At 34.8% G+C, this 24,042-nt stretch carries 20 protein-coding genes and 1 other annotated feature; of the genes, 8 read left to right on the forward strand and 12 right to left on the reverse strand.

What is annotated here, in order from left to right; translation table 11 throughout:
* The first annotated feature begins 13 nt into the window (after positions 1-13).
* Positions 14-538 (forward strand): GNAT family protein, encoded by a 525-nt coding sequence (locus AB1I62_RS12100; RefSeq protein ID WP_010827689.1) that lies wholly within the window; start codon positions 14-16, stop codon positions 536-538.
* Between the two features lie 44 nt (positions 539-582).
* On the opposite strand, the gene AB1I62_RS12105 is transcribed toward AB1I62_RS12100, so the two are convergent.
* The 4 genes from AB1I62_RS12105 to recX all read right to left on the reverse strand — a co-directional run bounded on the left by AB1I62_RS12105 (position 583) and on the right by recX (position 4,485).
* Positions 583-1,068: a hypothetical protein gene (locus AB1I62_RS12105; protein ID WP_161796749.1), complete on the reverse strand. Its 486-nt coding sequence runs from the start codon at positions 1,066-1,068 to the stop codon at positions 583-585.
* 137 nt (positions 1,069-1,205) lie between these two features.
* On the reverse strand, positions 1,206-2,330 hold the full coding sequence (locus AB1I62_RS12110) for an LCP family protein (RefSeq protein WP_048737897.1): 1,125 nt from the start codon (positions 2,328-2,330) through the stop codon (positions 1,206-1,208).
* A gap of 180 nt (positions 2,331-2,510) precedes the next feature.
* Positions 2,511-3,695 carry an A/G-specific adenine glycosylase gene (gene mutY / locus AB1I62_RS12115; RefSeq protein ID WP_048737895.1) on the reverse strand — a complete coding sequence of 395 codons (1,185 nt, stop codon included), beginning with the start codon at positions 3,693-3,695 and terminating at the stop codon, positions 2,511-2,513.
* Positions 3,685-4,485 carry a recombination regulator RecX gene (gene recX / locus AB1I62_RS12120; RefSeq protein WP_002356439.1) on the reverse strand — a complete coding sequence of 267 codons (801 nt, stop codon included), beginning with the start codon at positions 4,483-4,485 and terminating at the stop codon, positions 3,685-3,687. Before recX ends, mutY begins: the two co-directional genes overlap by 11 nt.
* A 131-nt stretch (positions 4,486-4,616) precedes the next feature.
* Between recX and rlmD the strand changes: the two genes are divergently transcribed.
* The gene (gene rlmD / locus AB1I62_RS12125; RefSeq protein WP_016634575.1) at positions 4,617-5,987 is read left to right on the forward strand and encodes a 23S rRNA (uracil(1939)-C(5))-methyltransferase RlmD; all 1,371 of its coding nucleotides are present in this window, start codon (positions 4,617-4,619) and stop codon (positions 5,985-5,987) included.
* A gap of 71 nt (positions 5,988-6,058) precedes the next feature.
* Here rlmD and AB1I62_RS12130 read toward each other — a convergent pair whose 3' ends face one another.
* The 3 genes from AB1I62_RS12130 to AB1I62_RS12140 form a co-directional block, all read right to left on the reverse strand.
* A complete protein-coding gene (locus AB1I62_RS12130) occupies positions 6,059-6,307 on the reverse strand; it encodes a GlsB/YeaQ/YmgE family stress response membrane protein (RefSeq protein WP_002356434.1) in 249 nt (82 codons plus the stop codon).
* A 180-nt stretch (positions 6,308-6,487) separates the two neighbouring features.
* On the reverse strand, positions 6,488-9,610 hold the full coding sequence (gene ebgA / locus AB1I62_RS12135; protein ID WP_161796748.1) for a beta-galactosidase subunit alpha: 3,123 nt from the start codon (positions 9,608-9,610) through the stop codon (positions 6,488-6,490).
* Entirely contained in the window at positions 9,543-11,042 is a 1,500-nt protein-coding gene (locus AB1I62_RS12140; RefSeq protein WP_002359464.1) for an amino acid permease, read from the reverse strand. Before AB1I62_RS12140 ends, ebgA begins: the two co-directional genes overlap by 68 nt.
* Positions 11,043-11,190: 148 nt before the next feature.
* Between AB1I62_RS12140 and AB1I62_RS12145 the strand changes: the two genes are divergently transcribed.
* Both AB1I62_RS12145 and AB1I62_RS12150 read left to right on the forward strand, forming a co-directional pair.
* Complete coding sequence (locus AB1I62_RS12145) at positions 11,191-12,021, forward strand: AraC family transcriptional regulator (protein WP_002356429.1); 831 nt, start codon at positions 11,191-11,193, stop codon at positions 12,019-12,021.
* Between the two features lie 194 nt (positions 12,022-12,215).
* Positions 12,216-13,718, forward strand: coding sequence for a glucosyltransferase domain-containing protein (locus AB1I62_RS12150; RefSeq protein WP_048737888.1), 1,503 nt, complete (start codon positions 12,216-12,218; stop codon positions 13,716-13,718).
* Between the two features lie 476 nt (positions 13,719-14,194).
* Here AB1I62_RS12150 and AB1I62_RS12155 read toward each other — a convergent pair whose 3' ends face one another.
* Positions 14,195-17,803 carry a TaqI-like C-terminal specificity domain-containing protein gene (locus AB1I62_RS12155; RefSeq protein ID WP_202250972.1) on the reverse strand — a complete coding sequence of 1,203 codons (3,609 nt, stop codon included), beginning with the start codon at positions 17,801-17,803 and terminating at the stop codon, positions 14,195-14,197.
* A 122-nt stretch (positions 17,804-17,925) separates the two neighbouring features.
* Positions 17,926-18,789 (reverse strand): helix-turn-helix transcriptional regulator, encoded by an 864-nt coding sequence (locus tag AB1I62_RS12160; protein ID WP_104859465.1) that lies wholly within the window; start codon positions 18,787-18,789, stop codon positions 17,926-17,928.
* 181 nt (positions 18,790-18,970) lie between these two features.
* Between AB1I62_RS12160 and AB1I62_RS12165 the strand changes: the two genes are divergently transcribed.
* The 4 genes from AB1I62_RS12165 to AB1I62_RS12180 all read left to right on the forward strand — a co-directional run bounded on the left by AB1I62_RS12165 (position 18,971) and on the right by AB1I62_RS12180 (position 21,974).
* Complete coding sequence (locus AB1I62_RS12165; RefSeq protein ID WP_104859466.1) at positions 18,971-19,342, forward strand: hypothetical protein; 372 nt, start codon at positions 18,971-18,973, stop codon at positions 19,340-19,342.
* A 224-nt stretch (positions 19,343-19,566) separates the two neighbouring features.
* A complete protein-coding gene (locus AB1I62_RS12170; RefSeq protein WP_104859467.1) occupies positions 19,567-20,418 on the forward strand; it encodes a Rep protein in 852 nt (283 codons plus the stop codon).
* A 48-nt stretch (positions 20,419-20,466) separates the two neighbouring features.
* Positions 20,467-20,742 (forward strand): helix-turn-helix domain-containing protein, encoded by a 276-nt coding sequence (locus AB1I62_RS12175; protein WP_104859468.1) that lies wholly within the window; start codon positions 20,467-20,469, stop codon positions 20,740-20,742.
* A 92-nt stretch (positions 20,743-20,834) separates the two neighbouring features.
* Positions 20,835-21,974, forward strand: coding sequence for a tyrosine-type recombinase/integrase (locus tag AB1I62_RS12180; protein ID WP_104859469.1), 1,140 nt, complete (start codon positions 20,835-20,837; stop codon positions 21,972-21,974).
* 87 nt (positions 21,975-22,061) lie between these two features.
* Here the strand turns inward: AB1I62_RS12180 and rplL are convergent, their stop codons facing one another.
* From rplL to rplA, 3 genes are all read right to left on the reverse strand, one after another.
* A complete protein-coding gene (gene rplL, locus AB1I62_RS12185; RefSeq protein ID WP_002356427.1) occupies positions 22,062-22,430 on the reverse strand; it encodes a 50S ribosomal protein L7/L12 in 369 nt (122 codons plus the stop codon).
* 62 nt (positions 22,431-22,492) lie between these two features.
* Positions 22,493-22,993: a 50S ribosomal protein L10 gene (gene rplJ / locus AB1I62_RS12190; RefSeq protein ID WP_002356426.1), complete on the reverse strand. Its 501-nt coding sequence runs from the start codon at positions 22,991-22,993 to the stop codon at positions 22,493-22,495.
* Between the two features lie 130 nt (positions 22,994-23,123).
* Positions 23,124-23,253: a sequence feature (ribosomal protein L10 leader region), on the reverse strand.
* A gap of 62 nt (positions 23,254-23,315) precedes the next feature.
* Positions 23,316-24,005, reverse strand: a complete 690-nt coding sequence (gene rplA / locus AB1I62_RS12195; protein ID WP_002356425.1) for a 50S ribosomal protein L1 — start codon at positions 24,003-24,005, stop codon at positions 23,316-23,318.
* Between the last annotated feature and the right edge of the window lie 37 nt (positions 24,006-24,042).

A 24,042-nucleotide genomic window follows, 5' to 3' on the forward strand; every position in this document is an offset into this window, starting at 1 on the left:
GAGGGAATATTTTTTGACTGTTTACTTAAGAAAAGCAGAACCTTCTGATTTGCCTGACATCCTTGCTATCATTGAAGATGGACGCCGCACCTTACAAAAAAGTGGCATTCCCCAATGGCAAAACGGCGATGGCCCGAATCAAGAAATTTTAGCAAAAGATATCGACCAGCAAACTTGCTATATTTTAATGGTTGAGGATGCCTTGGCAGGCGTTGGTGTTTTATGTTCGGAGATTGATCCTGCTTATGAAGCGATTTTTAATGGTTCTTGGCAACCTCATTCTCAAGCTACGTATACGGCAATTCATCGTGTTGCTCTAAAAAGTTCCTTTCAAGGTCAAGGACTGGCCTTGGTGCTTTTGCGCTCACTGGTTACAGCCGCTCGTTTGCAAGGTGCTACTGATATTCGAATTGATACACATCCACAAAATCTCGCTATGCAGCACCTGATTAAAAAAGCTGGCTTTGTTTATCAAGGTGACGTGATTTTAGATGTTAACGATGGCGAACGTTATGCTTATCAGATGATATTGAAATAAAAAAGTTAGGGATAACTGCCAGATTGACAGCTATCCCTAACTTTTTACATCTTATGAACACTATGAGCGCTTTGAATGCCCTCACAGGCTTCTTTACAAGCTTGATTAATTAATAAATAAGAGGATTCTTTTTGGCGGATTCCTAATTGATATTTCAATTCATCTATCACTTGGCAAGATTCACTTAATGCCTCTAACCAGAAAAATACTCCTTCTTTATACGTATCTAATCCTTCTAGCAAGATTTTCGTTGCTTCTTTATCATAATACGGCTCTAAATTTTTACGAAACATCATTTCTTCTGTAAAAAAACGATTCACATTATTTCGGCAAAACATATAAGTGTCACGGCCTCTCCGATGTGCAGCCTGATTACAACCGTATTCTTGAACTTCTTTAGAGATGGCTTTGAAAATTTCGTTGTATACTTCAATTCTTTGCATAATTGACAAAATGGTATCTGTATAACTAAACATAACTCCTTGCTCCCTTCCCCTTCTAAGTAACAAAAATTTGCTTGTTACTCTCATTATAAAGGGAATGTTGGGTTTATATCAAATGATACGCTGTTTCCTTGCTAAAATCCTTCGTTTTTTCCTTAGAAGAATAATAAGTAAGCGGATTATTTAATCTGTTATGTTCGGATTTTCTACACTTGGAAAATAAATTATTTTATAAAGCCATTTTCCGTTTTAACTGATGGCAACGGGCCGGTCTGTGTATTGCCAGGAACACCAATATACGTATTGCCGTTGATGGAAGTCATTTCGTTTTCCTCAGCTGATTCATCTTGAACGGTATAATCACTTTGATATAAAAATTCACCGTTCGTATGGAAGACATAGCCGTCTTGATCTCGTTCATCTGGCTTTTCTAAATTTAAAGACACACGTAATTGATGACGGACATTTTCAATACTATCTGGATATAGTTCAACCATACTGCGCCCTTCATTACTAAAAGTGCGCCAGTCAAAAGAAAGCTGTTGTTTATCATAATTGGTCCAAGTCAAACCTTCTTTGACTAAATGAGTCAATTCATTGGAATCCACATCAGTTTGAATGTTTCCATTTAACGAATCAATAATGTCCATTATTTTCATGATTGATTGACCAGATTTCAACTTGTCTTCAACTGCTTGAATAATTTCTTGTTGTCGGAATCCACGCATAATATCGTTATCGCTATGTCTTTCACGGGCATAAGATAAAGCTTTCGTACCATCTAAATGCTGTTTCCCTGCATCAAAATGAATGGATCCTGGCCCGTCTTTGGTGACACCATCAAACGCCTGCTTGACATTGACATCTATGCCACCAACCGCATCAATTAACTTAATAAAAGATAAAAAGTTAAACACAACGTAATGATTGATTGGAATATTCAATAATTTCTCAACTGTGTTAACAGAAGCTGTTGGTCCATCGTAGGTATAGGCGGCTTCAATTCGCTGCATCCCTTGGTAATTTTTCGCATCAATTTGCACAAAACTATCCCGTGGCAAACTTAAATAGGTTATTTTCTTCGTCTTGTTATTCACGGTAATCACCATCATAGCATCAGTCCTAGTTGTGCCTAATTTCCGTTCAATTGTATTGTCTAGCCCCATAATCAAAAACGATTGACTATCTTTATTTTGCGCTTCATTATAATCATTTTTTATGGGAACATAGCCTTTATCAATTGTTTTCTTTAAATAGCTACCCGCTACAGCAAAGTATGCTGAGCCGACTGTGACAAAAAACAAAATGATGACTAAACTAATTAAGCTGATTTTTCGCTTCCTACTCATTGGCTGTACTTCCTCTCTCTTGAAAAGTCTCCACCATCATTACTACTCCTCTAAGCAGACAAGAGACAAGTCTATCTTACCAGTCCCCTTCAAAACTAAACATAGCAGAATTTATATAGGGGTATAACCTAGAGGAAACAAAAAAGAGAGGCTTGTTTGTTTAAAAGTCTCTCTTTTTTGTTATTTATTTTTGTGTTCTTTTTTGAACAATTCCACCATTTTTTGCTGTGGTTTTGGAAAAACATAGTCCGAAAATTGTTGTGCTGCCACCCATCGCTGCGACTCTAGTGTGGCTAATTCGCCTGTATTTCGGCCATAAAAGACTAAGATATGCCATTTCAAATGACTGAAAATATGAACGACTTCGCCTAAGGCACGTTTTTGCCAGACAACTGTTTCATAGTCCGTAAAAAAGCTGACAGGTTCTTCAGCAACCAAAGGCTCTGTTACAGGATCTAACTCTAAAGTTAATTGTTTTTCCGTTTCTACTGGTTGCGCCATTTTTTGCAATTGTTGAAATTGTTTTTTGCTAATTTCTTCAATCGGAAACAGCCACATATTGGCTAACAAACCGGTTTCAGGGCGTTGTTCTAATAAAAATTCTTGCTTTTTATTTTCAATAATAGTGCCGACATAATACACATCTTTCGGCTTAACTTTTTTTGATTTGACTGGATAAGCGGTCATTTTATCTGCCTGATAGGCCGCACAATATTGCTGAAGCGGACAGCTTTCACACTTAGGGGAAGTTGGGGTGCAGACGGCTGATCCTAGATCCATTAAGGCTTGATTAAAATCCCCTGGACGCTCACGATCGATGATTTTAAGCATCGCCGCTTCAAATACTTTACGACTACTCGCTTTTGCAATATCTGCATCAACTTCAAATAAACGGCTCACTACCCGCATGACGTTACCGTCAATTGCTGGTTCGGGGAGATTAAAGGCAATACTGCCAATCGCACCAGCTGTATAGGGGCCGATTCCTTTTAAACTCCGAATATCTTCGATTGTGTCAGGCATTTTCCCACCAAATTCTGAAACAATCTGTTGCGCTGCCACTTTTAAATTACGCGCTCGTGAATAGTAACCTAACCCTTCCCAAGCTTTCAACAACTTATCATCTGGCGCTTCCGCTAAATCTTGAATCGTCGGAAACCATTCCATAAATCGATAAAAATAATCAATGACTGTATCTACGCGAGTTTGTTGTAGCATAATTTCAGAAATCCAAATACGATATGCATCTGTATTCGCTCGCCAAGGTAAATTGCGTTTTTCTCGTTCATACCAAGCTAAAAAATCTTCCTGGAATGAACTAACTTTTTCGGGACTCCACGCCTCCCAAGGCTCTTTATTCGTCATGTTCTACTTCCTTTTCGCTAATAAATTGCTGAATCAAATCATAGTCAAACCCTTTTTGGAATAAGCTTTGTTTGACTTTTTGGACTTTTTTAGAAAAATCAAATCGCTGATTAGCACGCCATAAACGTTCGCCTTCCTTGTTTAACGCTTGTTGTTCTTGTTCTTCGTCCTTTTCAAAAGCTAAAGATTCCAAAGCTAGATCAATGATTTCATTTGTAAAGCCCTTTTGCATCAGATGCAGACGCGTTTTCTGAAGTGCATCTTTAAAACTTTTAGTTCGATAGCGTTTCATGGCTTTTTCTGCAGTTGCTGTGGCAACATTAAGCTGTTCATCTAACGTATAAAAGGTCAAGCCATGCTGAATATCTTCTTCACTAATGCCTTTTTGCTTTAATTGTTGTGCCACATTTCGTGGTCCTTTATCACTGGTTCGCATAGCTGTCCGTACGTAACTTTCACTAAAAATTGCATCATCCAACAACCGCAGCTCTTCTAAACGTTGAACGATTTTTACTCGATCTTCAGGTACAATTTCTTTCTCTTTTAAATAAGTAAAAATCTCTTTCTTTGAACGTAATTGATAGCTTAAATAATTCATCGCCATTTGTAACCCGACATCATAAGAACTGGCTTTTTTTATTTCTTCTATTAAAGTATCTGATAACTCTTGGCCTTTTAGCAGACGCTGCCGTACTAAAATATCTTCCGAGACACGCAGTTTTTCGCCTGAAGATAGCCAAAGTAGATAAAATTCACCTTTATCTTTACTAATTCGTGTGATTGTTGTCATCTTATTCTCCTGCCCCTCTAAATCAGAACATATATTCTACTATACCATAGAATCCTTGGAAGCCAAATAAATAAAAATGTGCTAAAATGGGAGGAAGTGAAAAATGTGAGATGACTAAAGGATGAAAGAATATGACCCAACAACTAGTAAAAAAAGGCCAACAAATTTCTTTAAAAATTAAACGATTAGGAATTAATGGCGAAGGTATCGGCTATTATAAAAAATTAATTATTTTCGTTCCTGGGGCGCTACCGAAAGAAGAAGTGACTGCCACGATCACAAATGTTACACCAAAATTTGCTGAAGGAACCCTTCAATCTGTCAAAAAAGCTGCTAAAGATCGCGTGGTCCCTCCTTGTCCTGTCTATGAAACATGTGGCGGCTGCCAACTACAACATTTAGCCTACAAAGCACAATTAGACTTTAAAAAAGATTTATTAAAGCAGGCACTTAACAAATTTAAACCAGCCAATTATCAAAACTATGAACTACGAAAAACAATTGGGATGGAGAATCCTTGGAATTATCGAAATAAAGCCCAATTCCAATTACGCCAAATCGATGGCCAAGTAGAAGCTGGTCTCTATCAAGCTGATTCACATCAATTAGTACCGATTGATAACTGTTTGGTCCAACAGCCTGCGACAACCAAGGTGATGAATACATTAGTTGATTTATTGAATAAATTTCAATTACCAATTTATGATGAACGTAAAAATAGTGGTATCTTTCGAACATTAATGGTTCGAGTGGGCATCCAAACTGGCGAAGTCCAAGTAGTGTTCATTACACAATCGCAGAAATTTCCACAAAAAGAAAAAATGGTTCGCGCAATTAATGAACAATTACCAGAAGTTGTTTCTATTATGCAAAATGTCCAAAATAAAAAAACCTCTCTAGTAATGGGTGATGATACCCTTCACTTATGGGGCAAAGAAAGCATTGAAGAACACATTAACGACGTTGTCTTTGATTTATCGCCGCGAGCATTTTTCCAATTGAATCCAGAACAAACGGAAGTTTTATATAATGAAGGAATCAAGGCCTTAGATTTACAACCAAACGAAACTGTTGTTGATGCTTATTGTGGCGTCGGGACCATTGGCTTAAGTTTAGCGAAACAAGCGCATCAAGTTCGTGGTATGGATACCATTCCCGCCGCAATTGACGATGCTAGATTCAATGCAAAACGACTTGGTGTTACGAACACACATTATGCTGTTGGAACAGCTGAAGACTTATTACCTAAATGGTTCAAAGAAGGCTTTAAACCTGATGCCATTGTAGTTGATCCCCCACGGACTGGTTTGGATCGTAAATTATTAACGGCCCTTTTGAAACAACCACCTAAGAAAATGGTGTATATTTCTTGTAATGTATCCACGTTAGCACGTGATTTAGTTCAATTAGCCAAAGTATATCAAGTAGACTATTTACAATCTGTTGATATGTTTCCACAAACCGCTCGTTGTGAAGTTGTCGTAAAATTAACGAGAAAATAAAAAAAGGCACCAAGTTTCACGAAATTCGTGAGACTTGGTGCCTTTAACTAATTAAACAATTATTTACTTAATTAGCTATTTTTTCGTCCGAAGAAGAATGAAACCACAGCAACTAAAATTACTGCCCCAATAATTGATGGCACAATTGCCATACCTGCTACGTGAGGACCCCAGCTACCTAAGATTTTTTCTCCGATAAATGAACCAACTAAACCGGCAACGATATTCGCAATCCAACCCATTGATTGACCTTTGCTTGTAAGTGCGCCAGCGATAGCACCGATAACAGCACCAACGATTAAAACCCATAAAGTATGCATAAAATAATTCCTCCTAAATGCTTTATCTAGCGAATAATTCGCTACGTTACTATTATGGACTACTTTTATTAGATAACAAAATAGTTTGCTTGTTTCCATGAAAAAAAAGCAATAATTTCTGATAATTTCATTAAAAAAGCTCAGAACAGGAGACCGAAGTGCACTGTTCTGAGCTTTTATTTAAGAAATTGTTGGTCGTTTTACTCGTTCATGTGCGACATCCGCTGCTTGAATCTCTTTATTATTAAAAGGTGTTAAGCGGAATGCCAATTGGAATTCTTCAAACGTAGTCCGGTATTTTTCTAATTGCCACTGGCCACAAGAGTAGCTACCTAGGGCGTTTTGTTTGTAATCGATATTTAAAACAACATACTCACTTTCTTGTAATTCATTGGTATGCTTAGCAGCATCTAGCGCTTGTTCTTCAAAATAAGAAACACTAAAATTATATGAATCAGCCGCTGTTGCTACTACCCCTTGGCCGCGATCATCCGTGAATGCGGACCATTTAGTCGCCATGTGGTTACCATTGGCTTGTGGAACAACATAATTAGTGAACATTTCCGCCACTGTAGCATCATAAACGCCAAGTAAACCAGCTTCTTGTGAATCTACATAGTTTTCTCTCGGCCCTTTACCGAAATATTTTACTTCTGATAGAGACTTGTCTAAATGGAGAGTCACACCCAAACGTGGTAACATATCTGGCGCATTTTCAATTTTACCAGCAGGACTACCTTTTAAATCGAAGAAAATTTCGCCATTTGGTGCAATTAAATACTGATAGGTACATTGATAATGCCAAGCACTGTTAGTCGTTCCGTTAATTGTTTTTACGATGACTTGGATAAAATCATCAACTTTTTTCCACTCAAAAGAACGGACAATTTCATGCTCTAAATGTAAGAAATATTTCTTCTTCATTTCATCAATAATTTCCATATCATTACTGATCGGTGCCCGCCAAAATGTAAATTTCGGCCCTTTATGCAATAATTTTTTACCATCTCGTGTCACATTCGTTAAGGCGCCCTTCACTTTATCAAAATTAATTGAAAAGTTTGGTCCTTCAATGTATAAATGAGGGCCAATTTCCTTTGCCATTAGCGAGCCAACTGGTGTGATCTCAATCCCTGGTGTTGCAATTGGCAATTCAAACTGTGCGGTAGCTAATTCATGACCAGCAGATGCATAGGCGGTCGTTTCTTTCAATTGATATGAAAGAGTTAAATAATAGGCGGCTCCTGCCTTTTTAGGAAAATCTAAATGATAAGGTAAGTGCAGTCTTCCTTCTTCTCTAGCAGCAATTGCTGGCACTGCTACTGTCCCTGATTGAATCACTGTTTGATCTTCAGTAATTGTATAAACCAGCTTAAAGATAGCCAAGTTTTCAAAGTCAAACCGACTCAATAATGAGAATTCACCTGACAGAACGTCAATAGCGCTAGTTGTAATGGGTTCAATGACTTTTTTGTATTCATACAAGCTAGGAGATGGCGTACGGTCAGGCATCAACATCCCATCAATACAAAAATCTTTGTTACTTGGATCATCGCCGAAATCGCCGCCATAACGATAATAAACTTCACCGTTATCTGTTACCGATTCAATGCCATGGTCAAACCATTCCCAAATAAAGCCACCTTGTAATTTATCATGAGCATAAAATAGCTCTTGGTATTCTTTTAAATTCCCAGGGCCATTCCCCATCGCATGACAATATTCACATAAAATATGCGGTTTTTTTGAATTTTCAATAATCGTATTCATCAGTAATTCTCTAGTTGGGTGTTCCAACCACGTATACATTGTAGAATAGACATCCGTGACCTCTGCCTCAAAATCACCTTCATAATGAACTAAACGTGTTGGATCCATTTCTTTGGCAATACGGGCCATTTCAATAAAGTTATGACCAAACGCAGATTCATTTCCTAACGACCAAAAGAGAATTGATGGATGGTTTTTATCCCGTTGAATCATCCGTACCATCCGAGAAACATAAGCCGTTTCCCATTCTGGATCGTTGCTAATCCAATCATATTCTCCGGTTAATTCAAAGCCGTGACATTCCAAATCAGTTTCATCAATCACATACATTCCATATTCATCGCATAAATCATAGAAATAAGCAGATGCTGGATAATGGCTGGTTCGAATGGCATTAATATTAAATTGTTTCATTAAACGAATATCTTTTTCAATTTCTTTACGACTAACCACTCGACCATTTTTCGGATTATAATCATGACGATTCATTCCTTTTAGTTTAATGGCCACACCATTGACTAAGAAAGTCTCACCAGATACATGAATATTTCTGAAACCAACTTTTTGCGGAATAACTTCGACGACTTCCCCTTCAGAAAAAACAGTGATAAATAGTTGATACAAGTATGGTTTTTCAGCTGACCAAGCAGTGACAGACGGTAAACTTGCTGAAAATTCAACCGTACCTTGATTTCCTGCGACAGTCTCTTTAAGAACCGTTTTTCCCTGCTGATCCATCAACTCCAATTGAACTTGTTGTCCTTTGTCTTGCCAAAATTTACCCGTAATTGCCAAGTGGCCATTTTGATACGAATCATCTAAATCGGAAATAATAAAGAAATCTTCCAGCCCATTTTCTGGTACACCGAGTAATTCAACATCACGAAAAATACCACTTAACCACCACATATCTTGATCCTCTAAATACGTACCATCTGACCATTGATAGACTCGCACCGTTAAATCATTTGTTTCACCAATTTTAGCGTAAGGCGTAATGTCAAATTCTGCTTCATTTCGTGCACCTTTACTGTAGCCAACTTCATGGCCGTTCACCCAAACATGATAAGCTGAATCTACGCCACAAAAACGTAAAATGATTTTTTTATCGTGAAATGTTTCATCTATAGCAAATGTCCGTTTGTAAATACCTGTTGGGTTTTCCGTTGGTACATACGGCGGATTAATGGGAAAATTGTACCATAAATCAGAGTAATGCATTTTGCCATATCCTTGGACTTGCCAATTTCCAGGAACAGTGATTAGATCCATTTGGCTTGTATCAAAGTCCGTCGCAAAAAAGTTTTCTGGGCTGTATTCTGGCGCTTCTAAAAAAAGAAAATGCCAGCGTCCGTTTAAATTTTTGTATGCTTGTGTATATTTATTTTCATTTAGTAACGCTGTTTCTTTCGAGGGAAAGCTCGAAAAGTGTGCTCGTCCAGGCAACCGATTAATACTATCTACTTTATAATTTTCCCAAGTCTTCATAATCCATTTCTCCTTTACCAACTTCATTTTTTTCTTTTGTTTCATATCGTTTCCAACAAATCCAAGCAAAGCCCATAAAGACAATTAACCCAATGATGTTATACGCCAACATGCCCAGTGGACTAGCGGTTCCTTTCGGTAACGTGCCATTGATTTCTTCCATGATTAATTTTGGATCTGGCACAGTTGACATAAAGAATACAAAGATAAAAATGGCTAATAAGAAAATCCCCGCAATTAAGCCAAAGGTTCGATTACCAAAGCGGAAACTTCTCGGCATTGTTTCTTTTTTCCAACGAAGCCCAATATAGGCGATTAACAAGAACAAGACAGGCACTAATGACGTAGAAGCTGTCATATTAATTAACGTTTCTAAAAAGCTATCCATATTTCCAATTCCTAATGCTGGAATGGCAACTAAAATCGTCACAATAATTCCTTGAACTAACAAAGCATTGGTTGGATTTCCCTCTTCGTTCGTTTTCACTAGCCACTTACCGAAGACCCCATCAGGAATTTCTGAGAAAAATACTTTAACTGGTGCTGCCGTCCACAGAGCCAAAGAACCAAGACTTCCGACAAATAAGATAATTCCTACTAAGCGCACCATCATTGCTGCGGGAATATGGAAATACGTACCTAAAATTTTAAAGATATCAAAAATACCATTTGAAAAGTTTCCTTTTAAGACGTCCGTTGGCACTACCAAACCTACAGCAACGGCACCAAGAATATACATGATGCCGACCGCAATCGTCGCACCAATCATCGTGCGGACAAACGTTTTATTGCCGCCTTTAACATCCTTAATGTATACGCCGATACTTTCACCACCGCCAACAGCTTGTAAAATCCACGCCATCGTCATGAAAAAAGTCCAATTAAAAGTTGGCATAATTGACGTCGTGGTAAACTCTTGTGCTGGTTCATTGCCAAAACCAAACACGACGACAAAGGCTAAAACCACAAAAGCCACGCCCATAAATAAACGAGCACCACCCGCTAAGCTAGTCACTTTCGAAATCCACGAAACCCCTTTAATACAAACCCATGTCATTAACCAAAATAACAGAATAGAAATCACTGCAATTATTTTAGTACTATGGTTTCCTTGAAAAACGTTTTGACCTAAAAAAGCGTATGAACCATAAATCAATGTATTCGGTAGTAATGAACAGAAGAAAAACAAGTTGACAAAGAAATACGACCAAGCACCTAAAAATGCCCATTTAGGTCCTAACACAGATTCCAACCAACTGTGAACACCTGATTCATTTTCAGAATTAGCAGAAGCAAATTCTGCAATCATTAGAATAAATGGTAAAAAGTAAAAAATAGAGCCGAATAAATAGCCTGGAATAGTTGCTAGGCCAATCTGAATACTGTTGTTAACAATGCTGGGAAAGGCAAAAACCGCTGAAAAAGTCATGAGCATCAATGCGACAGAACCTAATCGTTCCCGTGAATGTGTTGCCATTTTACTACATCCTCTCTTTATCAAATTAATTAGTACTCACACATTGTAAAACGCTTACAGTTTTTTGAAAATAAAAAATGTTGCCTATTTCTTGTAAAGATGTTGACTTTTAGAAAGCCTTTACATACTCTTATAAAGAGGTGATAGCATGCAAAATGTTTTTACAAATAATGTCAGCATCCTGATTAATGATCAACCTATTAGCCAAGAATTTCATCTTTATGAAGCTGGCTATGAAAAATGCCGTCCGACAAAACCAACTGAGTTTGCCCCCATTAATTATTGGGTTTTGCATTATTGTAGCGATGGTGAAGGCTATTTTTCAACACCCTTTATGGAAAAACAACACATTACCGCTGGCGATTTGTTTATGATTCCAGCCAATTGTCGCAATATTTATTATCCTAATCGGCAAAATCCTTGGACCTATCATTGGGTCGGTTTTGTTGGAGATCTTTCGTCTCAGTATTTAGAAAAAATAGGCCTGACTACCGAAAATTGTATTTTAAAAGGAACTGTTGATAAGAAATTAGAAAGTTTATTTAAAAATATTTACCAAGAAGCGAAGAAACATAATCATTTTGGCAGTTTAAGTGAAAGCTTTCAATTGTTGAATTATCTAGAGCATCATTCCGTTACACAGCACGAAAACCAAAGCCAACAATTATTTAACCAAATTAAAATGGCTATTCACGAAAATTTTTCAAACAATCTTTCAATTAGTCAATTAGCTTCTGAATATAACATTGATCGTAGCTATTTATTTAAGCTGTTTCAGCGTTATGAACAAACAAATCCTAGTATTTATGTACAAAACTTAAAATTGCAAAAAGCCTGTTCTCTGTTAAGAAAAAGTTCCTTAACCATCACGGAAATCAGTTTTGAAGCAGGTTTTTCTTCACCTTCTTATTTTTCAAAATTTTTCTTCCAGAAAAAAGAGATGACACCTCGACAATATCGTCAACAGTTTTTGACTTAAAATAAATTGTTGCTTATCTGTAGTTAAAGAAAAAAACGATTTATTTAATAATTTTCAAATTTAGGTAGTTCTTATAATTTATCTATTTTATAATTAATTAGGGTTTTATTATAGGTGGGAGTGTGATATATAGACTAATCAAAATCAATAAATAATTTACAAGTTTTAGCAAATAAACAATATTGGAGAGAAAAATGAAACATTTTATTAAAGAAAACAAAGGTTTAGCCATCTACAGCTTTTTAATCGTCTTTGCTACTTATGGTATTAAACTATTTAACAATACTTACGCTATTGATACTATGCACTTAATGACTAACTACAGAGGCTACTTAAAACATTGGGTTTCGATTGGTAGACCAGGATTAGTAGCTTTAAAGCTTTTAACATACAACTATGTAAATGTTTATTTTTTAAATTTGTTAGCTATTATTTTCTTTGCTATTGCCACTATCTTGTTGTGCTATTATGTTGATCTTTCAACTAAGCAGATTTATAACAAAAAGTATTTATATATTATCCCAAGTATTTTTCCAACCAGTCAATTATTTAGCGAACAATTTTACTTCGTCCTACAAAATTTTGAATTTTCATTAGGTATCTGTTTGGTTATACTTTCTCTCATTGCTATTTACCATATTCCCAATAAAATTTTTAAATTATTCGGCTTTTTGTTGCTGACATTTACACTTACTATGTACCAATCATTCTTTGTATTTGCGTGTACCTTAATTTTATTCAAGATTTTAATGGCATTGTATTTTGCTCAGTTGAATGACCTTAAAATTTCTTTTAAAGACTATGCCTTCAAAATTGGTCATTTTATTCTACTAGCTATTTCATCTCTCGTTCTATCTCAACTAATGACGGTGTTAGCAAAAAAAGTTTTAAACGTTGAAAGCTCCTATCTAGATAATATGATTCTTTGGGGTAAACGCCCCTTGATAGATTCTATCAACGATATTAAAGATTACGCCAAAGAACTATTCTTCCCTCCAGTCGGAGACACTTTTTTTACACCGCTGTTTTTGATATGTATTCTTTTACTGGTCATTGTATTAATTAATATGTCCTATCTGAAACGCAAAAATGTTTTCTTCATCTTTATTACCTTGTTAGGTATTCTAATCACCCCACTCATGTTTACAATTTTAGGTGGAAAACGTCCAGCAATTAGAGGTGAAGTACCTAACTTCCCTGCTGTTTTAGCGTTATTACTCATCTTTATTATGATTTACTGGGGATACAACTTTGTGCTTAAACATTTATTAGTTGGCATAGTAATTCTCTTTACTTTTATTCAAGTTCGGGAAACAACCAACCTAGAATATTCTGAGTATCTAACAGCGGAAGAAGATTTACGTACTGCGGAAATGATTACAAATAATATTTATTCAATGGAAATTGAGAATCCAGAATCCTATAAACTTTTAATGTATGGAAATCGTTCTCCTCGGAATGTTTCAAATATAAAAGGGGAAACAAACGGTGTCTCATTATTTGAATTCATGCCTAACTCGGTGCATACTAGTTTAAATACTTTACTCTATATGAAAACATTTGGATTAAATTTTAATGATCCTACACCAGAAGATTTTGAAAAACACAAAGCTTTACAAGCGGAAATGAATGTCTGGCCTAGCAAAGATTCTATCCGAGTGGTAGATGATTGTATTGTTGTTAATTTGTCAAAGTAGACAATTAAATTTTATAGATATTTTACTAACGGTAGTTGTTTTAGCAAAAGACAACTACCGTTTGCTATAAAAAAAGAACCCTTGCCACACAAGGGTTCTCGAACATTCAAAAGTTGAATGAATTATTTTACTGTGTTGATAATATAGAAGCTCCATTAACTCTATTGTTGATTAGAATGGGATTTCTACGATTTATAATAGAAAGAAAAACTCTGATATTACTCAGTATAATCTGAAAAGTATGGTCAAAAAGATAGTCAAAAAATCGCCAGTATATCGAAATTTACATTGAGTGGGGAGAAAGAGCCACTATAAATTGAAGTGAGAAAACCTGTTTTATAGCGTTTCTTAAAAATGTAAAACGGACAAAAATACTAAAAATCAAATAGTTCCTACCAAAAACTCTGTCAAGAATTTTTTTCCTAGTTTTGTTTACATTGATATAACAACTAACAGGATACAAACATCTAGAAGGATTATACTTCAAAGTCTCTAACACTTCTTTTTTCATCTTCAGTGAGCCCAAAAAGTTGCATTACCAATTCGTCTATTTGATTGTTCAGCATCAAAATTTTGGTTTCATCTTTCTTTTCTTTTTTTATTTGATCCATGAGTAGTTGAACAAGTTTTGAAATATCTTCTTGTTGTTCATTACATGCAGTTGGAGTTGGAAAATTTCCAAGTTCATTAACTTTAAACTGAGGAAAAATTCGACGTTGAAATTTATCGTATTTCATCATAAACCATAGAGTTAGTAACTTTGAATTGATTATACCCAATACATATAAAGGATCAACTTGAATATTGATTATATCCATCGAATTTATATCATTTATTAAATGGGAATCCGTATACACGGCCTCAATTGCATATGATTTATTGGTGGGGATTTGTCGAACTAATATTCTAGGACTATCAAATTTGATCGAATAGCGTGGCTCAGCTAAGTTATCTCCATACTTAATCCATTCTCCATTCCATGTTAAATTATACCGACTAACATTTTTTCCTTCAAGATACTTGACATAAGTTTCATCTATTTGATTTTTTGAATGATACACTCTATTTTCTTTATCATATTTTTTTTGTTTCGGTTTTCCTTTACCAATCTGATAAGCTTTTATTCCAGTTGTTACTGTTGCAATTTCCGGTCTATTGAGGATAGGAAAAGAATTAACTTTCCAAAATGCATTGATAGCCGCTTTAAATTTAATCATAGAAATACTAAAAACCGGATTATCCCCAAAAAAGTTTGATTCTACACGCCCCACAGGATTAAATTCTCCAGCTTTTAATTCTAAAGCCTCGATCCAGTTCGGAGCATTCTTTTTGAAAAAAAGAATACAATTATCAACGCTAGCATCGGTGAAAATCTTATCTAAAGAATTTATCAAAACAACATCACTAGTTTCGTCAGTAATAAATTTACGCATTTTAGAATTTGTTTGTATAGTCAGAAAATTATTAGGAATAATGTAACTAAATGTTCCTCCTTTTCGCATCAGCTTGTAAGCTAATTCAATAAATAGTGTGTAGGTGTTAGCTTGATACTCACTGACATCATAAGTTTCTGAAAAATATTTTTTCATATCTTCACTAAACGATTGATTACGTGCAAAAATATAAGGAGGATTACCAATCACAAGATCAAACCCCTCAAATTCCCCATCCTCACTAAGAATTTCTGGAAATTCCATTCTCCACTCTAATCCATTTGCAAACATTGGGTTTTGCATAGCTTTATCAAAATCTTTTTGTGCTTTTGAAAGTTCTTTACTAATTTCATCAAATCGTTTTTGTTCCTCTTTTTCATCTCCAAACAAATCAACTAGACCAGCAACACTTAATTCTTTTTGAAGTTTCTTTAATCTTCTAAGTTCTGGACTTGTTGCGGTGTCATCAAATGAACTCTTAATTTTTGTGATTTTCTCAAAAATTTCTGACTTTGTATGCTTATTATTAGTATTTTTATATTCTTTCACTAAACTCAAATATTCTTTGAAATCATTTTTTCGCATATCAAAACTAAAGTCAAAATCAAATTTATGAAGCAAACTATCTCCAATTTTTATATTGATATCAATATTAGGTAACGTCACTAGCTCACCTGATTCTGCATAGTAAGAATTTTTAAGAAGTTCAATCCAAAGACGTAAGCGACAGATGTTCACAGAATTCGGGTTAATATCTACACCAAATAGGCAATTTTCGATAATCGACTGCTTTTGTATAAATAAAGCCTTTTGGATTTTTAAACTATTCACATTACCTCTATTATAATAAAAATTATCCCCATACCCATCTTGAATAATCAGCTCATCATTCGTAACATAGGCATTAATCTCTAATGGATGATTATCTTCATCAAAAAGAACCCGTAATTCCGATTTAAGTGCAACGATCTCATTTAATACTGATACTAAAAAATGTCCTGATCCTACAGCAGGATCACATATTTTCATAGTGTCTATTACATTTGAGATTTCTAAACGTCTTGCAGTACGCTCACCAATGCTTTCAATCTCATTTACATAATTTTTTATATCTTGAATATTTTTTGCTTTCCATCCAAAAGCTAAATTAATTTTATCAACTGCTGTAGATCGAATTGCTTTTCTAGACATATACATTGTAATTTTTCCTGGAGTAAAAAAAGACCCATCAGCATAACCATTAATCTTTTCGAAAATCAATCCTAGCACAGAAGCATTAATCAATTCATTTTTAGAATTTATTTTCCCAGTAATTGTTGTTGAAAAATCAAAACTATCTAAAAATTTAAATAAATATTTGTGAAAATCAATTTCACCAGTTTGACGTTTGCCATTATTACCTCTTAAAATAGTTTTATTATATATTTTTATATTTTCTTCTCTTAATTGATCAATTTTAATTCCATACCGACTTTTCTCAAGTTCAGTTTCTTCAAAAAGAGAACTATTTAAATACGGGATATAATTAAATTTTTCTTCTAGTCTAGAATTTCTATCTTCATGACGCCTTGCGAGTATACCAAAAAACAAGTCGCTTAAATCACCATAAGATTTGATTTTTTCGTAGGTTAAGAACTTGAATTTCTTGTCATTATTATTAAATGCAACTAATTGAGATTCTAAGAGCTTTAGAAATAAAATACGATTTACCCATACAACTGCTAACTGAATGGCATTCTCATACTGTTTTTTTTCAGGTACATCGATTTGATCTAACCTACTAATTATTGATTCTACTAATGAAGCATACTGTCTTTTCCCAGGTTTCAATCGTGTAATTACTTTAGAAGAACCTTCCTTAACTTCTTCCAATCCCATTATATAGAGAAGCTCATCGTAAAATACTTTATTCAATTTATTCGAATCAGTAAAAATCTCCTTATTTAAAAGATTTTCTGAAGAATAAAAACGGTATAGCTGAGTGAGGTTATTTTTTTTTAATTTGAATGGTTTTGTAGATATCAAAGCATCCCTCAAATCAAAATGAGCAATTCTAATTCCTTTTTCTATTGCTTTATCAATTTCTGGTTTAATAACTTCTGTATAAAGGAAGTCTGTATTTGGACTTGCCAATTGACGTTTTCTCCATTTATCGTATAAGTCTCTAAGTCTTTTATTCTTATAAAAATGCTTTTCAAGCTCACTCGCTTCGATAATAAACCATGAAAGACCATTAGTAACAATCGCTTTTTTTATCTCTAAATTTTCCGAAACAACACGTTCGAAAAGGTAATATGAAATAACCTCTTGAAAAGCTTTCGTATTCAAATTTTTCGTTGTCATCATTTCACTTTCATTTTTTAACCTCTTTGTTTCAATAGCAACACCAAGAGAACTGTTACTATCTTGCCCATTATATATGGCTAGATCAATTCGATTACTTGTATTAATGAAATTGTTAGGAAGAATAGCTTTCAGAAAATCTGAAATTATATTTTTTTGATGTTCTTCGGATTCGTTTTCCTTTGCTTTTAATGTTTCTAGATAAGAAATCAGTTTCTGTTCAAACTCTTTTTTTTCATCTTCTTGAGGCATAATTGCTTGAACATTTTTACTCATACTTTCTTTTAAAGTAAGCTTCTTTATGGCCATTAAAACTTCTCCTTTTCGCAAATTATCAAAAATATTCTATTTTATTACTTTTAAGCAGAACTCTGTCATACTGAGTATATCACAATAATTAATTTAAAAGCGACATCCCAAGGCCTTAAGACTCACTTCTCAAACCACTCATAAACCTCATCCACCGATTTCTCCACATACAATTTCATCAACGCTGGTCGCATAGTCTGAAATATCTCAACTAACTCTTTTCCACCAAAAAAGGTAGAAAACGGCTTATCTGTCATCACTTGTGACAATCCAGAAATCAGCTTTTCCGTTGCTTTATCGTCATCTAACACATTAATCAATTTTCCAATCATATATTCTTCTGAAAATTCAATGCTTCCTTTTCTTTCAAGATTATCAATTGCATCCTCTACCATCTTGCCGATCTTTTCTTTTTCTCCGTACTTTATCTCACCACTCATTTCAATATAGTCGTTGGTATCCGAAGTAATAATAGTTGCTGCCTCTTCTTTTTCTTTCTCAGTCAAACCACTTAGCTTTTCTGAATTTATAATTTTTTCATTTACGATATCAGACACATAGCGACTCATAATATCTGGTAAAATATCCGCAAAGCAATCATCAATAAATTCCTCAACCGGATATCCTACTTCATTCTCCCAGCCAGGATTTTTAAAATCTCCAGAAAAAAATTCTTCTTTAATTTGACTGATTACTTCTGGATATGCCTTAATTAAATCAGCTTGTCCTTTCAATTTAAGATAATCTGCAATATATTCCTCTATATCACCAAAGTAAAACCAACCGACTGACTTGCCACTGATTTTCGCAATTTTCTCAATCACATCAATCGGAGCTAAATTATATCCTTGTACATAAGAGCTAATTGTCGGCTTTTTCAGACCTAAACGATTGCCAAACTCCGTAAACGAAATGTTCATTTCGTCTTTGATCTGTTTGAGCCGAGCACCAACTTTCTCTTTATTCGGTTGTAGCAATCCAAACATTTCTATCTCCTCCTATATGATTTCATATACAGCATAACACACGTATATTGATTCGTATATATTTTTTCACAAAAACCATTGACATCGTATACTAAAACGTATATTATCTATGTTGTAGAGGTACCCTACATTTTTTTAAATGAATCGTATATAAAATCGTACATCAGAAAGGAACAACGATATGCCTATTAAAATCAACGATCTAACCTTACCGAAAGAAAAATTAGAGAAAGAATATCAAGTTGTGAGTGTTTCAAGATGGCAACGAGATGGGGAAATTCTAGGCTGGAGCTATGAATGCATATTGCCAAGGCTTAGGTTCGAAAAAATCAACGTTAAAGTTGCCAGTGAATCTCCTATCGTAACCAAAGAAGAATTAGATGAGAAAGGAACTGCGCTTGTTACATTTGATAATCTTGTCGTTTCTCCTTGGGGGCGGTCTAATGGACAGTTTGTCAGCTATGGACTCTCAGCAACAGCTACTTCTGTAAATTTAGTCCATAAAAAACATTCCAATAACCCTACTTCTTCGACAAACAATTCTAACTCTTAAATTTCCTGCTCGTTTGTTGTGTGATTTAGTCGTGAGTAGCTGGGCACCAAGCCCAAAGCTGCTTGCGACGTAAAAAATCGCACAATAAATGAGCGGGGTAGCGGAAATGCAAAGCATTTCTGCTCCTTTACTTGATTTATAGAACAACATCTGTCGAAAGAAAGATTCATCCTTGTTCATTAAAAATTGAATACATTCTAAACATCAGTAAGGAGTGATAATGATTGTTAAAAATTTACAATCAAAAAATCATTGAAACTCCTACGTATATAGAAATTTGGGAATATGAAAAACCTGTAGTTTATAAACTCGATGAAAAGAAAAACAATGATTATCCACATAAAACTCCTGAATGGATTAAAAACTTAAAAGAACCGAAGAAAAAATTCAATGAATTATCAGCAGACAAACAATATAACAGTCTAAAACGAAAATCTAAACATTATCGAAATATGCGTTTTGAAATCGCTCGATTAATTGATCAAAATTTTGATTCTAACACAAAATTTCTGACACTCACCTTTAAAGAAAACATACAAAATATTGCCACTACGAATGATGAATTCAAAAAATTTATTAAACGATTAAACTATCAATTATTTAAAACGAAGAAATCTCAAATTAAGTGTTTAGCAACGTGGGAAAAACAAAAGCGTGGCGCCATTCACTATCATATTATTCTGTTTTCCTTCCCTTTTATTCCACATGAACAATTAATGGATATTTGGGGACATGGACTTGTTTGGATTAATAAGATTGATGTGGATGCTGTGGAAAATAGAGGAAGATATATCAGCAAATATTTTGATAAAGATTTGGATATCAAGGAACATAAGAAAAAAGCCTTTTTCAAATCTCAAAACCTAAAACTTCCTAAACAAACCAAAAGATTGACAGAGAAAAAGATCAACAAAAATAACCTTGATATATTGTTCTCGACTGATTATATTCGCAAAACACCAAAATTTTTAACAGTGCTAAACGAAGCTGGTCAGTATGAACAAATTACTGAATTTGAAGAATCAAATGTTACTTATACAAAAATAAAGAAAGACAAAGGAAAAGTTGTTCATTGAATTCATCATTCGTGGTGGCAATTTCCTTGTGTAAGAGGTGCAAATATTATGAAAGTAGAAGTTCCAATTGAGTTTGATGATATTCTGATCGAACTTGTCATTCAAAATGTTATCCAAGCACTACAAGATTCAAAAAAACTTGATGATGAAATAGATGAACTACCACCCTATCCAAATCGTAAGCAAGTCAAACAAATTTTAAAAATTGGAGATGGTCGCTTAAACGGATGGATTGATAGTGGATTAAAAGTAATCCCGTTTGGTAAAGAAATGCGGTTTGATCGTGAAGATATTAAGAAATTCTTGAACCAACTAAAACTTTAAACCTTGATTGAGTTTAGAAAGCTGTCTATTATTAATTTAGAGAGGAGAAAAAATATCCTTTGATATACTGGCGAATTACAAAGGAGAAAATCATGATAAAAAAATATCAAAAGAAAAATGGTAATACCGCTTATATGTTTAAAGCATATTTGGGTGTTGATCCCCTGACTGGTAAGAAAATGTATACTACACGCCGAGGATTCCAAACCCAAAAAGAGGCAAAAATTGCATTAGCTCGACTAAATGTTGACGTAAAAGACAATAAATATACACCAGAAAAAAATTATACCTTCACCCAAATTAAAGATTTATGGATCAGGCAGTATAAAGATACTGTGAAAGAAAGTACGTATCAACGTGTAAAATTTCTCTTTGATAAAAACATCTCAAAAAAATTTGGTAACAAGCGAATTTCTAAATACACCGTTCCCTATTGTCAAAATGTCATTAATGAATGGAAAGAAAAATATGCAACTCATCGAGCTTTGAAATCTTATGTATCCAGAATATTTGATTTTGCTATCAGAATGAATGTTTTGGTAGATAATCCGATGTCCCATGTCTCTTTTTCAAAGGGAAAAAATCGAGTGAATGAAAAGAGAGTAGTTTATTTAGAGTCAGACGAATTGAAACAATTTCTTATTTACTGTGAAAATGATTCTTTCCCATTAACGCTTCCTTTTTTCAGACTTCTTGCTTTTACTGGAATACGAAAAGGTGAAGCATTATCTCTTACTTGGAATGATGTAGATTTTAAGAATAAGCAACTTATAATCAATAAAACAGCTGCTTTGAATGAAAAAAACAAAGTTGTTGCCACGACTCCCAAGACACCAAGTTCAAATCGCACAATTTCACTTGATGGAAAAACAATTGAAATACTTGAGCAATACCGAAAAAATCAACGAGAGTATTTATTAGCATACGGGCAGAATGCCTTACAGCCAAATCAATTAGTTTTCGCTTCAAAGAATAATAACTATATCGCATTAACAAGATTTAATGATATCTTAGCGAGAATATGCGAGCTTCATGATTTGCCACATTTAAATATTCACGGGTTTAGACATACTCATTGTAGTCTACTTTTTGAAGCTGGCTTATCAGTCAAAGAAGTTCAAGATCGGTTAGGCCATTCTGATGTACAGACTACATTAAATATCTACACTCATGTAACTAAAAAACAAAAAGATGTAGTAGCAGAAAAGTTTTCAAATTACGTTAATTTTTGAGGGATGGTCAAAAGTATGGTCAAAAAACAAAAAAAGAGCTAGAACCCTTATATGACAAGGTTTCTAGCTCATAATAATCAAAAATAATTATTTTACTGTTACTGAAGCGCCAACTTCTTCTAAAGCAGCTTTTAAAGCTTCTGCTTCTTCTTTAGAAACAGCTTCTTTAACTGGTGCAGGAGCGCCATCAACTACAGCTTTAGCTTCTTTCAAGCCTAAGCCAGTTGCTTCACGAACTGCTTTGATAACTTTAACTTTTTGATCGCCAGCTGCTGTTAATTCAACAGTGAATTCAGTTTGTTCTTCTGCTGCTCCACCTGCTGCTGGTCCAGCTACTGCTACAGGAGCTGCTGCTGATACGTCAAATTTTTCTTCGATAGCTTTAACTAATTCGCTTAGTTCTAAGATAGTTGCTGTTTCTAACTCAGCAACGATGTTTTCAATGTTTAATGCCATTTTGAATTTCCTCCATTTAAATTAAAATTGTTTGTTTTTTATTTGTTTGAATTAGACTGCAATTAAGCAACTTCTTCGTTTTTCTCTGCCACTGCTTTGACAGCGTAAGCCACGTTGCGGACTGGCGCTTGTAATACAGATAATAGCATAGATAGTAAACCTTCGCGGTTTGGTAGTTTTGCCAAGGCAGTAATTTGTTCCACTGAAGAAACTTTTCCTTCGATGACGCCACCTTTGATTTCTAATGCTTTTGCATCTTTAGCAAATTCGTCGATGATTTTAGCTGGTGCTACTACATCGTCGTTGCTGAATGCGACAGCAGTTGGGCCTGTAAAGACTTCGTCTAAGCCGTCTAAACCAACTTTTTTAGCTGCACGAGAAAGGATTGAGTTTTTGATGACTTTCATTTCTACGCCTGCATCACGTAATTGTTTACGTAAGTTAGTGACTTCTTCAACTGTTAAACCACGGTAGTCCACGATTACAACTGATGCTGCTGATTCAAATTTCTCAGCGGCTGCTTGAACTAGGGTTTCTTTTTTAGCGATTGCTGCTTCACTCATTTATTTCACCTCCTGATTTTGATGGTGGAGTTGGACTTGGTTTACGATATGTAAAGTAGAAGAATCAAATGAAACTTCGCTCACTTCGTTCGTCAAGTATTGTTTTACATCGGCTTTTTTTCAAAAAGTCGTGTAAAACAACAAAACTCCATGCCACCGTAGACATAGAGGGACCGAATTGTATATAACTCAACAATTGTCCTCGGTAGGAAATTAAGACTTGCGTCACCTACTGTCTTCGGTACAGTTAATTATTAACCTCACTCACTTTACCATAGGGTAAGTGAGTGAGTCAAGAATTTTTTAATTATTTTCTTTCAAATTAGAAAGAAGCTTGGTCAACGTGGATTCCAGGTCCAAATGTTGTTGTTACTGAAATGTTTTTGATGTATTGACCTTTAGCAGTTGATGGTTTAGCTTTCAATAATACGTCGTTAATTGTGTTGAAGTTTTCAACCAATTTTTCGTTATCAAATGAAACTTTACCGATTGGTACGTGGATGTTACCAGCTTTGTCAACGCGGTAAGTTACTTTACCAGCTTTAACTTCTTCAACAGCTTTTGTAACGTCCATTGTTACAGTACCAGTTTTAGGGTTTGGCATTAAACCTTTTGGTCCTAAGACACGGCCTAATTTACCAACTGTAGCCATCATGTCAGGAGTCGCAACAACTACGTCAAAGTCGAACCATCCACCTTGGATTTTTGCAACCATGTCGTCGTCGCCTACGAAATCTGCACCAGCAGCTTCAGCTTCTTTAGCTTTTTCGCCTTTAGCGAATACTAAAACAGTTTGTGTTTTACCAGTTCCGTTTGGAAGCACAACTGCTCCACGGATTTGTTGGTCTGCTTTTTTAGGGTCAACGTTCAATTTGTAAGCAACTTCAACTGTTGCGTCAAATTTCGCGATGTTTGTATCTTTTGCTAAAGCTACTGCTTCTTCAACTGAGTAAGCTTTTGTAGCATCAACTTTTTTCAATGCTTCTTGCATTTTTTTGCTCTTTTTAGCCATTTTGTTTCCTCCTTGATTGTGGTTATAACGGTTGTAC

This window comes from Enterococcus sp. AN402 (assembly GCF_040719405.1).
Lineage (GTDB): Bacteria > Bacillota > Bacilli > Lactobacillales > Enterococcaceae > Enterococcus > Enterococcus faecalis.